Source organism: Brevibacterium sp. BRM-1, assembly GCF_026802075.1.
Classification (GTDB): Bacteria; Actinomycetota; Actinomycetes; order Actinomycetales; family Brevibacteriaceae; genus Brevibacterium; species Brevibacterium rongguiense.
Genome location: NZ_CP113788.1, coordinates 2,492,328 through 2,505,675 on the forward strand (window position 1 = coordinate 2,492,328; position 13,348 = coordinate 2,505,675).

The 13,348-nt window shown below is 75.8% G+C and carries 13 protein-coding genes; 2 read left to right on the plus strand and 11 right to left on the minus strand.

Translation table 11 applies throughout. The annotated features are described in order from the left end of the window. Positions 1-61: 61 nt before the first annotated feature. Positions 62-1,336, plus strand: coding sequence for a pyridoxal phosphate-dependent aminotransferase (locus BRM1_RS10965; protein ID WP_442864261.1), 1,275 nt, complete (start codon positions 62-64; stop codon positions 1,334-1,336). A 219-nt stretch (positions 1,337-1,555) separates the two neighbouring features. Here BRM1_RS10965 and BRM1_RS10970 read toward each other — a convergent pair whose 3' ends face one another. Then, positions 1,556-1,753: a hypothetical protein gene (locus BRM1_RS10970; protein ID WP_268525881.1), complete on the minus strand. Its 198-nt coding sequence runs from the start codon at positions 1,751-1,753 to the stop codon at positions 1,556-1,558. A gap of 481 nt (positions 1,754-2,234) precedes the next feature. Further along, positions 2,235-3,737, minus strand: coding sequence for a phytoene desaturase family protein (locus BRM1_RS10975; RefSeq protein ID WP_268525883.1), 1,503 nt, complete (start codon positions 3,735-3,737; stop codon positions 2,235-2,237). Positions 3,738-4,078: 341 nt separating this feature from the next. On the opposite strand from BRM1_RS10975, the gene BRM1_RS10980 reads away from it, so the two are divergent. Further along, positions 4,079-4,900 carry a VC0807 family protein gene (locus BRM1_RS10980; RefSeq protein ID WP_268525886.1) on the plus strand — a complete coding sequence of 274 codons (822 nt, stop codon included), beginning with the start codon at positions 4,079-4,081 and terminating at the stop codon, positions 4,898-4,900. Positions 4,901-4,904: 4 nt separating this feature from the next. Here the strand turns inward: BRM1_RS10980 and pcaDC are convergent, their stop codons facing one another. The 9 genes from pcaDC to BRM1_RS11030 all read right to left on the minus strand — a co-directional run bounded on the left by pcaDC (position 4,905) and on the right by BRM1_RS11030 (position 13,335). Beyond that, the gene (gene pcaDC, locus BRM1_RS14080; protein ID WP_442864262.1) at positions 4,905-6,332 is read right to left on the minus strand and encodes a bifunctional 3-oxoadipate enol-lactonase/4-carboxymuconolactone decarboxylase PcaDC; all 1,428 of its coding nucleotides are present in this window, start codon (positions 6,330-6,332) and stop codon (positions 4,905-4,907) included. 16 nt (positions 6,333-6,348) lie between these two features. Further along, the gene (locus tag BRM1_RS10995) at positions 6,349-7,677 is read right to left on the minus strand and encodes a lyase family protein (RefSeq protein WP_268525888.1); all 1,329 of its coding nucleotides are present in this window, start codon (positions 7,675-7,677) and stop codon (positions 6,349-6,351) included. A 28-nt stretch (positions 7,678-7,705) separates the two neighbouring features. After that, positions 7,706-8,320 carry a protocatechuate 3,4-dioxygenase subunit alpha gene (gene pcaG / locus BRM1_RS11000; protein ID WP_268525891.1) on the minus strand — a complete coding sequence of 205 codons (615 nt, stop codon included), beginning with the start codon at positions 8,318-8,320 and terminating at the stop codon, positions 7,706-7,708. Next, complete coding sequence (gene pcaH / locus BRM1_RS11005; protein WP_160952691.1) at positions 8,313-9,179, minus strand: protocatechuate 3,4-dioxygenase subunit beta; 867 nt, start codon at positions 9,177-9,179, stop codon at positions 8,313-8,315. The genes pcaG and pcaH overlap by 8 nt, the downstream gene beginning before the upstream one ends. Then, complete coding sequence (locus BRM1_RS11010) at positions 9,148-10,419, minus strand: 4-hydroxybenzoate 3-monooxygenase (RefSeq protein ID WP_268529830.1); 1,272 nt, start codon at positions 10,417-10,419, stop codon at positions 9,148-9,150. Before BRM1_RS11010 ends, pcaH begins: the two co-directional genes overlap by 32 nt. 266 nt (positions 10,420-10,685) lie before the next feature. Then, positions 10,686-11,498: an IclR family transcriptional regulator gene (locus BRM1_RS11015; RefSeq protein ID WP_268525894.1), complete on the minus strand. Its 813-nt coding sequence runs from the start codon at positions 11,496-11,498 to the stop codon at positions 10,686-10,688. A gap of 91 nt (positions 11,499-11,589) precedes the next feature. Beyond that, the gene (locus BRM1_RS14005) at positions 11,590-12,018 is read right to left on the minus strand and encodes an ArsR/SmtB family transcription factor (RefSeq protein WP_160952693.1); all 429 of its coding nucleotides are present in this window, start codon (positions 12,016-12,018) and stop codon (positions 11,590-11,592) included. Positions 12,019-12,070: 52 nt separating this feature from the next. Beyond that, entirely contained in the window at positions 12,071-12,712 is a 642-nt protein-coding gene (locus BRM1_RS11025; protein WP_268525897.1) for a peptidoglycan-binding protein, read from the minus strand. A 41-nt stretch (positions 12,713-12,753) separates the two neighbouring features. Then, positions 12,754-13,335, minus strand: a complete 582-nt coding sequence (locus tag BRM1_RS11030; RefSeq protein WP_268525899.1) for a peptidoglycan-binding protein — start codon at positions 13,333-13,335, stop codon at positions 12,754-12,756. Positions 13,336-13,348: the final 13 nt, after the last annotated feature.

Sequence of the window (13,348 nt, forward strand, 5' to 3'; positions counted from 1 at the left end):
CGGCCCGAGGCCCCGGTGAGGCCGCGCCGCGGCAGCCGGGGCCGTGTGCCACGATTGCCCTATGCCTGTTGATCCCGCCGCCCACGCCGCCCCGGATGACGCTGGCGTCACCCGGGCGCCGGCGACCGCGACCGCCCCGCCCCTGACCACCTCGGCGCGCTCGAAGGAGGTGCGCGCGTTCGCGGTCATGGACATCGTGGCCCGGGTCGCCCAGCTGCGGGCCGCCGGCGAGGACGTCATCTCGCTGTGCGTCGGCGAGCCCTCCCAGGGAGCGCCCGCCGCCGTGCGCGCGCGGGCGGCGGAGGTCCTCACCGACGGCACCGACCTGGGCTACTGCCCGGCGCCCGGGATCGAACCGCTGCGCGCGGCGCTGCGCGAGCACTACCGGCGCTGGTACGGCCTCGACATCCCGCTGGAGCGCTTCTTCATCACGACGGGCTCCTCGGGCGCGTTCCTGCTCAGCTTCCTGGCGGCGTTCGACCCGGGCGACCGGGTGGCGCTCGCGCGTCCCGGCTATGCCGCCTACAAGAACATCCTCGCGGCGGTGGGCTGCGAGGTCGTCGAGCTCGACTGCGGGGTTGCGGAGCGGTTCCAGCCCACCGTCGAGCTGCTTGACGCCGCGCAGCGGGAGGCGCCGCTCACGGGCCTCATGATCGCCTCGCCGGCCAACCCCACCGGCACCATGATCGGCGCCGAGCAGCTCGAGGAGCTGGCGGATTGGTGCCGTCGGCACGGGGTCCGGCTGATCTCCGACGAGATCTACCACGGCATCTCGTTCACCGACTCCAAGGGCGAGTGCGCGCTCGCCTATGACGACGACGCGGTCGTCATCAGCTCCTTCTCCAAGTACTGGGGCATGACAGGCTGGCGGCTGGGCTGGGCGATCCTGCCGGAGGACCTCGCCGATCCGGTGGCCGCCCTGGCCGGCAACGTCACGCTGTGCGCGCCTGTGCCCGCGCAGCACGCAGCCGTGGAGGCGTTCTCCGAGGCCGCGTACGCGGAGGCCGAGGTCGCCGTCGCCGGCTACGCCGCGGCCCGCCAGTATGTGCTCGACGCGGTCCCCGAGCTCGGCTGGACCGACCTCGCCCCGGCCGACGGCGCGTTCTACATGTACGCGAACATCGACGATGTGCTCGGCCCGTACGCGAATGCCACCGAGTGGTGCGCGGCCCTGCTCGAGCAGGAGCGGGTGGCGCTCTCTCCCGGCCTGGACTTCGACACCGCCAACGGGGACCGAGCGGTCAGGCTGTCCCTGGCGGTGGGGCCGGAGGCCACCTTCGAGGCGCTGCAGCGGATCAAGCGATTCCAGGCCCGGCTGGCCGCGGCGGAGGCCTGAAGGCCGCCGGCCGCGCAGATCCCGCGCAGCCCACTGGGCCTACTGGTGGGCCGCGGGGTATCGGCGATCCGCCTCTGCGCCGGGCCCGATGCGGTCGGTTGCCTGGGCGCTGGCGCGGGGGCCCGCTGGCCCGGCCGACTGCGCATGGGCAGGGGCCCGGTGGCCCGGCCGACTGCGCGTTGGCAGAGGGCCGGTGGCCCGGCCGTCAGGGCCGCGGGGCTACTCCGTGCGCTCCGTGGACCGCGCGGAGGGGCGTGACAGGCGCCGCCAGCCCACCGTCACGCAGGCCAGCCCCACGAGCGCGACCGCCATGAGCACGAGCGCGATGGGGTCCCATCGCCGCTCGGAGACGAGCGCGAACAGCTGCACGGCGAGGACCACCCCGAACGTGAGGCCCAGGAGCACCCGGAGCATCATGCGCCGCCCCGCGTCCGGTGGCGGCGCTCGGGGGCCGGGCCCCGGCGCGCGAGGCCGGTCTTGGCACCGGGGCTGCGACACCGACGGACGGTGGAGCTGCCCTGGCGGGCGCTGGACCGGCCCTGGTGGGCAATCGGGTGGCGCATGCTCCTCGACTCCTCGCTGCGGTGCGCGTGCGATCGGTGCGTGTGGGCCCCGACGATACCGGATGCCGCTACGAGGCCCCGCCGCGCTGCTCGCCCGGCGAGGCACCGGTTCGCAGCGCTTCCCAGACGCAGCCGCTGCAACCGCTGCTGACACAGCCGCTGCATCCCCCGGCCTGCGTCCCGCGGCCGCCGCGAGTCCCGGCTGCACCGGGCGTCCCGGCCGCGCCGCGCCCCCGTGGTCGTCGCCCCCCGGGCGGATGTCATGTCTCCCTGCCCGCGGGCCTCATCGACCGCATCCCGCCATTCGGGTGCTGCGCGCGGGTCCCAGCCCGGGGTCAGCGCGCCGGCGCAGTGGGGTGGGGGCCCAGGGCGGGCGGCTGCGCGATCCCGAAGCGCTGGGCGAGTGCGCGGCGGGCGGCAGACCAGCCGCCCATCCCGTGGACCCCGGGCCCCGGGGGAGTGGCCGCCGAGCACAGGTACATGCCCGGCACGCCCAGCGCGTAGGGGTCGAGCGCGGCGCGGGGCCGCGCGACGAGGCGCCACGCGTCCACGGTGCCCGCGGCGATGTCGCCGCCCACCAGGTTCGCGTTGTGGTCTGCCATCCGGTCGGCCGGCACGCAGCGCGCCGCGACGACGAGGTCGCGGAAGCCGGGGGCGAAGCGCTCGAGCTGGGCGCTCACCCGCTCCGTCACATCGGCGGGGCAGTTGAAAGGCACGTGTGCGTAGGCCCACAGGGGCCGGAGCCCGCCTACCTGCCGCCCGGCATCAAAGGACGCCGGATCGCTCACGAGCGTCGTCGGCAGCTCGGGCAGGCGCCCGGCGGCCACCCGTGCGGCGTTGGCGCGCAGGTCCGCCGCGTCCCCGCCCAGGTGGACGGTGCCCGCCCGGGCCACCTGCGGGTCCGCCCACGGCACGGGGCCGTTGAGCACGAAGTCCACCTTGGCCGCGGCGGCTCCGTGCCCCAGCCGCCCGAGGCCCCGCCGCACCCGCGGCGGCAGGGCGTCGCCCAGGATCCCCACCGCCGCATCGGCCGAGGTGTCGAACAGGTAGGCCAGGGCCGGCGGCAGGTCCGCGCGGCTGGCGACGGGCGAGCCCAGTTCGAGCGAGCCGCCGTGGGCGGCCAGGTCGGCCAGGAGCGCATCGGCGATCGCCTGGGAGCCGCCGTGGACGATCGGCCAGCCCGGCCCATGGGCGGCGGCGCCCAGCAGCGCCGCGGTCCCCCCGCCGGCCAGACTGGGCAGGCGCGCGATCGTGTGGGCCGCGACGCCGGTGAGGAGCGCTCGAGCTGCCCGAGTGCGCAGCACGGCGCCGAGTGCGGGCGTGCCCGCCGCCGTGGCCGTGGCCGCCAGCGAGGCGGCCGTGCGCAGCCCTGCACCTGGGCTGTACCCCAGCTCCGGGGGCAGGGAGCGCTTGTCACCGAGTGCCAGCGCGGCCGCCTCGGGTGCGTGGCCGGCCAGCCGGCCGAAGAGGACGCGCCATGCCTCACCGTCGGAGCCGAGCCCCGCGCATGCGCGGTCGAGGTCGCGCCAGGCGAGCGCCGCGGGCGCGCCGTCGAGCGGATGGGCGTAGGAGACCTCGGGCGCGGTGGAGGCCACGCCCCGGGCGGCCAAGTCGAATTCGCGCAGGAACGGGCTGAGCGCCGCCAGCGGGTGGACGGCCGAGCACACGTCGTGGACGAGCCCCGGGGCCAGTCCCAGGTCGAGCGTGCGCGACCCGCCGCCGCCGGTGGCCTGGCCCTCGAGGACCAGGACCGCCAGACCGGCCTGCGCGCAGGTCACGGCGGCGGCCAGCCCGTTCGGCCCGCTGCCCACCACCACCGCGTCGAATGCCACCGCCATGCCGACGAGTCTACGCAGTGGCGGCTCCGGCGCCTGGGGCTGTGATCGCGGCGGCGGCACCGGGGCCGGCCCCGCACGAGTGGGGACCGACCCGGCGGGGATGGCTCCGCCCCCGCCCGGCCGGGGCCGGTGGCGAACGCGGAGCAAAAGCCCGGCGCGCGCGGGGGCCAGGCGGCCGATCTGGTGTATGCTGAGCGCGAGCGGGGCACGTCCCAGGCCGCTCGCCCAGGTCCGCTGTGTGAGTCTCCGTTCGAGGGGCCCGTGCTCCGCCCGCACACCGACGTGCGAGCGTCCGCCGGGGCCGGGCGGTGCTGCGCAGCCCGAGAGGAGCCGCCCCCACCATGGCCGAGCCGATTGCCGAGGACGCCGCCGCCGGCGGTGCGCACACGCCCGCCGCGGCCCAGACCCCGCCCGCCTTCACGCAGGGCCGGGCCGACCAGCCCGGCCACACCGGCCAGCCCGATCACACCGGCCAACCCGGCCAGACCGGCCAACACGGCCAGGAGACGGCCCCGGCACCGCGCCGGCGGGGCATCGGCCTCATGATCCTGCTGACGGTCCTCGAGGTCGTGGGCTCCATCGTCATCGTCGCCGTCATCACGGGCCGCGGCGGCAGCGACTTCTCCGCCTACATGTGGTCGCTGCTGCCGCCGGCGGTGGGCGGGCTCATCTACTTCGCCCTCACCCGGCGCGTGGGCGGGGCGTCCCAGGCGATCCTCGCGTTCAACGGCCTCTCCGCCGCCGTCGCGCTCGTGGGCAGCCACGACCCGAAGGTCCTGCTCTACAAGGACTGCTTCGTCACGGGGCTCATCGGGCTCATCTTCGCGGCCAGCCTGCTGTTCCGCCGCCCGCTCACGTTCTGGTTCGGCCAGCGCTTCGCGGCGGGCACCACCCCCGAGGGCATCGCCTGGTGGGAGGGCCTGTGGCGCTATCGCGCGTTCCGCGTCGTGCAGCGCCAGAGCTGCGTCGTGTGGGCGATCATCATGTTCCTCGAGGCCGGCGCGAAGGCGGTGAGCATCGGCGCCAACGGCTTTGCCGCCGGCTACGCGTGGACGCAGATCCTGCCGCTCGTCGCCTCGGCCGTGGGCGTGGCGCTCACGCTCCTCCTCGTGGCCCGCTCGAAGCGCGCGGCGCGGGCGGAGGGAGCCCTCGAGGGCCGCTGAGCGCTCAGCCCCGGTGCGGACCGGCCTCGCTCGCCGGGCGCGGCGGGTCGGCTGGACCGGGCTGCGAGCCCTGCCCCTCGTGTGCGTCGCCCTCGGCAAGCACCCGGGACGCGATCGCGAACGCGGTGTTCGCGCTCGGCACCGAGCAGTAGATCGCGCACTGCAGCAGGATCTCCTTGATCTCATCCCGCGTCAGGCCGTTGCGCAGCGCGGCGCGCACGTGCATGGCCAGCTCATCGTGGTGGGAGCCCGCCACCATCGCGGTGAGGGTGACCGCCGAGCGCATCCGCCGGTCCAGCCCGGGGCGCGTCCAGATCTCGCCCCACGCGTAGCGGCTGATGAGGTCCTGGAAGTCGCGCGTGAAGTCGTCTGCCGCGGCCTCGGCCCGCTCGACGTGGGCATCGGAGAGCACTTCGCGGCGCACCCGCATGCCCTCCTCGCGCACCTGCTCGCGGGTGAGGTTCGCAAGCCCCGCCGAGGTGCGGACCGGCTGCCCACCCGCATCGGGCGCGCCGTCCGGGTCACCGCCCTGCCCGCCGCTGCGGTCGGGGGCGGCCGGCGCCCCGGCCAGCGGGATCGCCGTCGCGGCACCGCTTTCGGCCCCGCCGCCGGTGGGCTCCCCGGCCCGCGCATCGCCGTCGAGGACGAACCTGCACAGCAGCTGCGCGACCCGGGTGGGCGCCTCGGCGGGGGCCAGGTGGGCGACATCGGGAAGCTCGACGAAGGTGCCGTCCTGCACTCCGTCGGCGATGAGCGAGAGGTTCTCCGGGGGCGCGGGCTGGTCCTGTGCACCGGCGACCGCGAGCACGGGCACCGCGACATCGTCGAGCCGGCCGCGCAGGTCGAACTCCGCGAGCGCACGGCACAGCGCCGCGTAGGCGAAGCGGTCGGCGTTCTGGAGCGAGTGGAGCAGGGCGGCCGTGGTCTCCGGGTGGCTCGCGATGAACCCGGGGGCGAACCAGCGCTGCGCCGAGCCGATGATCTGCGTGGGGGTGCCGGCGGACTCGACGAGCTCTGCGCGCTCCTCCCACGCCCCGGGGTCGCCGAGCTGCGCCCCGGAGCACAGCACGCCGGCGCGCGTGATCCGCTCGGGGTAGTCGAGGGCCAGCTGCAGGGCGATCGCGCCGCCGATCGAGTCCCCGGCCACCGCGAAGCGCTCCACGTCGAGGGTGGAGTCGATGGCCTCGAGCACGGCATCGGCGAGCTCGGCGACCGTCGTCGCGGCCCCGGGGGCCTCCCACGGCGATCGCGAGCGGCCGTGGCCGGGCAGGTCGATCGCGACGACGCGGACATCGGCGGGCAGGGCCCGCGCGGCCGCACCCCACAGCGGGTCGGCGGCGGTGCCCAGCGACGCCAGGACGACGAGCGTCTGCGCGAGCCCGCTCGTGGGACCGGTGGAGGGCAGGCGGGCGGCGGTGAGGGCGAGCGTCATGGCAGGCTCCTTCGGCTCAGCTGGGTGCGAGGGTGTGCAGGATGCGATCGGTCAGGGCCTCCGCCCGCCCCGTGTAGCCGGCGGGGTCCAGCAGCGCGGCGAGGTCCGCGCCGCCGGCGAGGTCGACGAGGACGGATTGAGGGTCGGGCGCCGCGAGCGCCGCCTGGATCTGGGCGCGCGTGGCCCGGCCGCGCAGCGCGTGGACGAGCCGTTCGCCGACGACTCCGGGCCCGGCGGCTTCGAGGTTGGCGCCCATCCGCGCGGCATCGACCCTGAGCCCCGCGGCCAGCTCGGCGAGCAGTCGGGAGGCGGTGAGGGCGTCGAGCAGCAGGGCGCGCAGGGCGGGCCACTCGGCGTGCCAGGCGCCGTCGGCGCGATCGTCGACGGAGGCGCCCACCGCCGCCGCGATGGTCGCGAGCGCCCCGGGCGCCTGGAGGCCCGTGCGGTGGAGCAGCACGGAGACGGTGGGATTGGACTTCTGCGGCATCGCCGATGACTCACCGCCGCCGGACTCCGCGAGCTCGCCGATCTCCGGGCGCGCTGCGATGAGCACATCGCCGGCGATGCGCTGGCCGGCCGCGGCGATCCCCGCGCACGCCGCCGCGAGGTCGAGGACGGGCTGTCGGTTCGTCTGCCAGGGCACCCCCGGGTCCGCGAGCCCCAGCTCGGCGGCCAGCGCCGCCGCGAGCGCCTCGGCGGGCTGGGCGACGAGGCCGTACCCCGCCTGCGTGCCGGCCGCCCCGCCCGCCTGGACGGGCAGCGGCAGGAGGGCGGCGATCCGGCGCCGGGCCGCGTCCAGCCCCGCGGCCCACTGCGCGATGCGCAGCCCCGCGGTGGTGGGCAGCGCCGGCTGGGTGAGCGTGCGCGCCAGGCAGAGGGTGCCGCGCTGCCTGGCCGCGAGCGCGGCAAGCGCACCGACGGCGTCCGCGGCGCGCGCCGCGACCGCCTCGAGGGCGTCCTGGGCGAGCAGCATGAGCGCGGAGTCCATGACGTCCTGGCTCGTGAGGCCCGCGTGGAGGGCCGCGCTGCGGTCGAGGCCGGCCACCCGTTCGCGGGCGGCGGCCAGCCACGGGATGACGGGGTTCCCACCCGCCGCCGCTGCGGCGGCCAGCTCCGCCGCGGCGTAGTCGTCCGCGCTCCCCAGGGCCGCGGCAAGCGCCTCGGCGGCGGCGGCGGGCAGGGCGCCCGCGGTCGCCTGCGCGCGCAACCACGCGGCCTCGACGCGGATGATGGCCGCCAGCAGCGCGCCGTCGCCCACCCGCCGCGCGTCCTGCGCGGCCCCGGGCTCGAAGAGCAGCGCCCCGGTGGCGCCCCGCGCCGTGGCCCGTTCGTCCTGTGCGCTCATGCTCGCCTGCCCCCGGTGCCCTGCCCGCTCAGTCCGCGTTGCGCGGGAACTGGAGGAAGACGGTCTCCCCGTCGCCCTGCAGGCGGATGTCGAAGCGGAGGCCGCCGTCGGCGGCGCGCCGGCCGATGAGCGTGGCCCGGCGCTCGGGCTCGAGCGAGCGCAGCAGCGGGTCGTTCGCCAGCGCGGCGGTGTCCTCGGGCAGGTAGATGCGGGTGAAGAGGCGGTTGAGCAGGCCGCGTGCGAAGACGACGACGGAGATGAACGGCGCCGCCCCCTCCTCCGTGGGACCCGGGTCGACCGTGGAGAAGGTGTAGCGGCCCGCATCGTCGGTGGCCTCGCGGCCGAACCCGGTGAAGGTGAAGCCGTCGCGGCGCAGCGAGCCCGGCTCGGCGCTGATGCGGCCGTGCTCGTCGGCCTGCCAGATCTCCAGCATGGCATCGGGGACGGGTTCGCCGTGGCCGTCGTAGACGGTGCCGGTCAGGCGCACGGAGCGCGCCGAGCCGATCGGCACGAGCTCGTTGCCCTTCTCGTAGGGCAGGGCGAAGCCGTAGAACGGCCCGATCGTCTGGCCGGGCGTGGGCTCGCAGTCACCGGGCGCGCGCCCGGCCAGGGCGGGCGGGCCTGCGGCGCGGGTCTCACTCATCGTCGTCTCCTTCCGTCCACGTGCGGCCCGAGCCGGTGAGCACGATGTCCCACCTGTAGCCCAGGAGCCACTCGTGCTCGGACACCTCATGATCGTACTGGGCGATGAGCCGGTCGCGGGCGCGCTGGTCGCGGATCGACTGGTAGATGGGGTCGAGGGCGAACAGCGGGTCGCCGGGGAAGTACATCTGCGTGATCATGCGCTGGGTGAAGTCGGTGCCGAACAGCGAGAAGTGCACGTGCGCCGGGCGCCAGGCGTTGAAGTGGTTCTTCCACGGGTAGGGCCCCGGCTTGATCGTGAGGAACTCGTACTCGCCGTCCGGGCCGGTCATCGCCCGGCCCACGCCGGTGAAGTTCGGGTCGATGGGGGCGGGGTGCTGATCGCGCTTGTGGATGTAGCGGCCGGCCGCATTGGCCTGCCAGACCTCGATGAGCTGATTGCGCACCGGGCGCCCGTCGCCGTCGAGCACGCGGCCGCGGATGCGGATGCGCTCGCCGATCGGCTCGCCGTTGGCCTGGATCGTCAGGTCGGACTCGAGCGCGCCCACGTCGCGGTGGCCGAACGCCGGCGAGTGCAGCTCGATCGTCTCCGGGTCCGCGTGGTGCAGGCTCTTCGTGGGGTGGCGCAGGATCGACGAGCGGTACGGCGCGAAGTCCACCCGCGGCTGGACCTCCGGCGCCCCGCCGGCGGCGGCCGCCTCGTCGTAGTCCGCGTGCTGCGCGGCGATCTCCGCGTCGACCTCGGCCTGGCTGGACTTCGCCGCATCGGGGCCGAGCGCCGGCGCGTGCGGTTCGCTGTGCGGCGGCTGGAACGCCTCGGCGCCCGGGTCAGACTGCGGCGCCGCTGACTGCTGTGTCATCGGATCCTCCTTCGGAAGGGCTGTGTTGGTGGTGCGGGGGGCGCTGCTGGGGCGATGGGTCCGCCACTGGGGCACCGACCGGGCGGGCCGGGCCCGCTGGCCGGCGCGCCCGCGCGCGGGGCCAGCCCGTGTAGGCCTCGGCGAGGTACTGGCGGCCGTAGGGGGAGGCGAGCACGCCGCGCAGCTCGCCCAGCGCGCGCATCTCCTCGAACGGGCTCGCGGACTCGCTGCGGTGGAGCATCGACGTCAGCCACGAGGAGAAGCTCTGCGCCCGCCACACCCGCTCGAGCGCGGTCGCGGAGTAGGCGTCGAGGCCGGCGCGCCGGCCGTCGACGAGCTCGGCGCGCAGGGCGGCGAAGAGGACGGCGACGTCGGCGAAGGCCAGGTTGAGGCCCTTGGCCCCGGTGGGCGGCACCGTGTGGGCGGCATCGCCGGCCAGCAGCAGTCGGCCGTGTCGCATGGGGTGCGTGACCGTCGAGCGGAAGGGCAGCACGGTCTTCTCGAAGATGGGCCCGGTCTGCAGCGCCAGGCCGTCGGGGCCGGCGATGCGGGCGGTGAGTTCGGCCCAGATGCGGTCGTCAGACCATGCGGCCGGGTCCTCGCCCGGATCGCACTGGAAGTACATCCGCTGGACGTCGGCGGAGCGCTGCGAGATGAGCGCGAAGCCGCGCTGCGAGCGGGCGTAGATGAGCTCGGGGGCGCTGGGCGGGGCCTGCACGAGGATCCCGAACCACGCGAAGGGGTACTCGTGGAAGTACCGGGTGAGCGCGCCCTCGCCCACCGCGCGGCGGCAGGCGGAGCGCGAGCCGTCCGCGCCCACGAGCCAGTCGCAGGCGATGCGCCGCCGCACCCCGTGCGCATCGGTGAACGCGACGGCGGGGCGGTCCGTCTCGAAGCCGCCGGGCACGGTGTCGGCGACGCCGTAGTGGACCTCGGTGCCGTCCGCGTCCGCCGTGGCGGCGAGGTCCGCGAAGACCTCGTTCTGCGGATAGAGCCACACCGATTCGCCCACGGTGGCGCGGAAGTCGATGCGGTGGGACTCGCCGTCGACGCGCACGTCGATGCCGTCGTGGCGGTGGCCCTCGGTGAGCACGCGGGTGCGCGCACCGGATTCGGTGAGCAGCGCCACCGAGCCGTGCTCGAGGATTCCGGCGCGATGGGTGTGCGCGATCTGCTCGCGGGTGCGGTTGTCGATGACGATCGCGTCGATGCCGACGGTGCGCAGCAGGTGGGCGAGCATGAGCCCGGCGGGCCCCGCGCCGACGATGCCCACCTGGGTGCGCTCGGTGACGGGGGGTGGGGCGGTGGGGAGCACCGTTGCTCCTTCCGGATCGGGAGGCGGGTGCCCTCGCGGCACCCGGGTGCGCCGACGGCGCGTGTGCTCAGTGTCCTGCCTCACACCTCGGGCGGGCCAATGGATTCTCACTCAGCGATAATCCCGAGGCTTGCCTGAGTCGCAGCGTGGCCCCGGGGGACGGGCCGGCGCGGGGGTGGGCGGTCCGGGAATCAGGGCGCGTCCGCCGCGCCGGGTGCACCGGGTCCGTCGGGTGCGCCGGGTGCGTCCGCCGCGCCGGGTGCGCCGGCGGCCAGATCCGCGGTGATGCCCTGGGAGGCGGTGCGCAGGGCGCCGACGAGGGCCTCCGTGGGCGGGCGGCGCACGGTGTCGACGACGATGCCCAGTGCGGCGGCGGCCGTGCCGCTCGCGTCGAAGACCGGCACGGCCAGGCTCGAGGTGCCCGCCACCATGTGCCCGGAGAGGTGGGCGAGCTCGTTGCGGCGGATGTGGACGAGCATGGCCCGCAGGCGCGCCGGGTCCGTGTTCGTGTGCTCGGTGACCGCCCGCAGCGGGCGGGCCAGGTAGGCGTCGCGCACGCGCGCCGGCTGCCGGGCCAGCAGGACCAGGCCCGCCGCCGAGGCGTGGGCCGGCAGGCGCCCGGCCACCGCCCCGATGTTCGGCACGGCGCCGGGGGCGGAGAGCCGCTCGAGGTAGAGCACCTCGGATTCGCGGAGGATCGCGAGGTGCGTGTGCTCGCCGACGAAGCGCTGCACCCGGGCCATGTGGGGCCGGGCCACGCGGCCCAGCTCCATCGTGTCCGAGGCGCGGTTGGCCAGCTCCCACATGCCCACGCCCACGCGCAGCCGGCCGTCGGCATCGCGGCTGAGCAGCTCGTAGGCCATGAGCTGGGAGACGATGCGGTAGGCCGTGGAGGCGGGCAGCTGGGCGCGGGCCGCTAGCGCCTCGGGCGTCAGCGAGGGGTGGGCGTGGTCGAACGCGGAGAGGATGCGCACGATCCGCGCGAGCATCGAGTCGCCGGCCATGCGGTCCTCCCTTGGCTGGGGCGGCTGGGGCAGCTGGAGCCGCGCGGCGGCGGTCTCCGGCCGCGATGGCCGGTGCGCCGCGCCCGGCGGATCAGTGCTGGGCTTCGGCGCTGTGGGCGATCGCGTCGAGGATGACGTGGGCGACGTGGGAGTCCTTGAGCGCGTAGATCGCCTCGCGCCCGGAGCGCTCGACGTCGACGAGGTGCAGGCCGCGCAGCAGCTTGAGGTGCTGGGAGACGAGCGGCTGGGACAGGCGGGTCTCGTCGACGATGTTCGACACGGACGACTCGCCCTGGCACAGGACCAGGAGGATGCGCAGGCGCGACGGCGTGGCCAGGGCCTTGAACACCTCGGCGGTGCGGGCCACCGAGGCATCGGAGGCAAGGCTCGCACCGTGGAGCCGGACGGCATCGGCCGCGGCGTGCGCGTGGGGGGCGGAGTCGGCGCCCGCCGCGGGGGCGGAATCGGGCGCAGAGGGGACGGAGTCGGCGGTGCTGGGGGCGGGGGACGGCGTGGTCATAGCGGAATTCTAGCCCGCCGCCCCTGGTGGGCCGCTGAGTCCGCGGCGGGGCTCACCGGATGATGGGCGCCCGCCTCTCCCGGTCGTAGAGGGCGGTGGCGAGCGCCTCCCACTTGGCATAGGCGTGCGGGTAGGCGGAGCGCTGCACCCGCTGGCCGGCATCGTTCTTCGTCATGGTGCGCCAGCCCTTGATCTGGCGCAGGCCGCGGTTGTCCGAGCCGCGCTCCACGCCGTAGAACGCGCGGGCGGCGTAGCGCGGGTCCTGCAGCTGGCGCTTCGTGCCCCACCCCTGGGAGGGCCGCTGCTGGAACAGCCCCACCGAGTCGCGGTCGCCGTGGTCGAGGTTGTGCAGCGTGGACTCCTGGAGTGCGACCATGAGCGCGATGATCATGCCCTCGCGCCCCACGCCCGTGGGCCGCCCCACGCCGATGATGGTGCGGGCATTGGCAAGCTGCGCGCGGTCGAGCAGGCCGGGGTCGTCCGGATTCGCCTCGGCGCTCGGGGCCTGTGGGCCGTCCCCGCCCGGCGGGGCGATCATCCAGACGGTTCCCGCGACGACGAGCGCCAGGGCGCACACGACCGCGGTGCCCACGGCCAGTCCGCGGACCGCCCGGCGCCGGCGCGCTCGGCGCTGCTCCCGGGCGCGGGCGGCGGCGCGGGTGCGCGGCGCGGGGGAGCGCGAGGAGGACGGCATGGGCCCTAGTCTACGAAGGCGGCCGGGGCGCCCGCGGCGGCTCAGGCCGAGGCGATGAGGCGGTCGGCCGTGCGCGCCCACTTGGCGTAGGCGCGCGGGTAGGCCGAGCGCTGCACGCGCTGGGCGGCGGTGCCGTGGGACATCTTCTTCCACCCGCGGATCTGGAGCAGCCCGTGGTTGCGGGTGCCCTTCGTGACGCCGTAGAAGGCGCGCGAGGCGTAGACGGGGTCGCGCAGCTTCGAGCGCTTGCCCCAGCCCTGGGAGGGCCGCTGCTGGAAGAGGCCCACGGAGTCGCGGTCACCGCGGTTGAGGTTGCGCAGCGAGGACTCCTGCAGGGCCGCCATGAGGGCGATCTTGATCCCGCGGGTGGGGACCCGGTGCTGGCGGCCCACCGCGATGATCGTGCGCGCGTTCTTCACCTGCGCGCGGGTGAGATTGCGCGGGGGCGCCGGCTTCTTCGCGGCCTTCTGCGCCGTGGCCGTGGAGGACGCCTGCGCGTGGTGGGCGGTGTGGCGGGTCGCGTTGGCCGCCTCGGCGGGGCCGGAGGGAGCCGCGGCAAGCATGCTTGCCGCCAGCAGGCCGGTGGTCAGCGCCGTGGCGGGGAGGGTGCGGGTCAGTCGCATGGGCGGGTGCTCG